Source organism: Crateriforma spongiae (assembly GCF_012290005.1).
GTDB lineage: Bacteria > Planctomycetota > Planctomycetia > Pirellulales > Pirellulaceae > Crateriforma > Crateriforma spongiae.
In genome coordinates, this window is the sequence record NZ_JAAXMS010000032.1 from 1 (window position 1) to 707 (window position 707).

Annotated in this window: 1 protein-coding gene; it reads right to left on the minus strand. The window is 55.0% G+C overall.

The window, feature by feature from the left end; genetic code table 11:
• A partial coding sequence (locus HFP54_RS25065) for an IS5 family transposase (RefSeq protein ID WP_315853978.1) occupies positions 1 to 701 on the minus strand: 701 nt, incomplete at its 3' end.
• Positions 702 to 707: the final 6 nt, after the last annotated feature.

Consider the following 707-nt stretch of genomic DNA (forward strand, 5'->3'; position numbering starts at 1 on the left):
AGGGCTCGTCGCAGGGCGGCGAGTTGCACGTATGCAAGGTACGAGCAAGCAAGCTTATCGTATCGCGTTGCAACCCGTCGTGATTCTTTTAACCATCCAATCAAGCGTTCAACGATATTGCGACGACGATAGGCTTCGCGATCAAATTCCTCTTCACGCGATTCGTTGGACTTTGATCCGATCACCGGTTCGATCCCCAACTCACGAAGTCGATCTCGAATCGCGTGGCTGCTATATCCTTTGTCGCCAGCGATTGCGTCGGGGCGGGAATCATAGCGATGCAGGCTCAGTTCGCAGTGGTCGATTAGATGCTCCAGTTCGGTGGATTCCTGACGTTGCCCACCGGTCGCAGTGATTCCCAGCAGCGTTCCTTGGCCGTCGCAGAGGATATGGATTTTGGTCGAGTAACCTCCGCGAGAACGTCCCAAAGCGACCAGTTCGTCGTTCTCCTCGCTTTGTGGAATCATTCCTGCGGCACACCGATGCGCACGGATGACGCTTCCATCGACACACCAGAGCGTTCGATCAATTTTGTCGAGCTTGTCCAGTCGCTTGAGCATTGCGTTGTAGACCCGGTCCCAAAGGCCCTCCAGGTTCCAGCGTCGAAATCTCGCGTAAACGGTTTGCCACTTTCCAAACACCTCGGGCAGATCCCTCCACGGACTGCCGGTTTTTAGAATCCAGAAGATGCCGTCGATCACCGAACG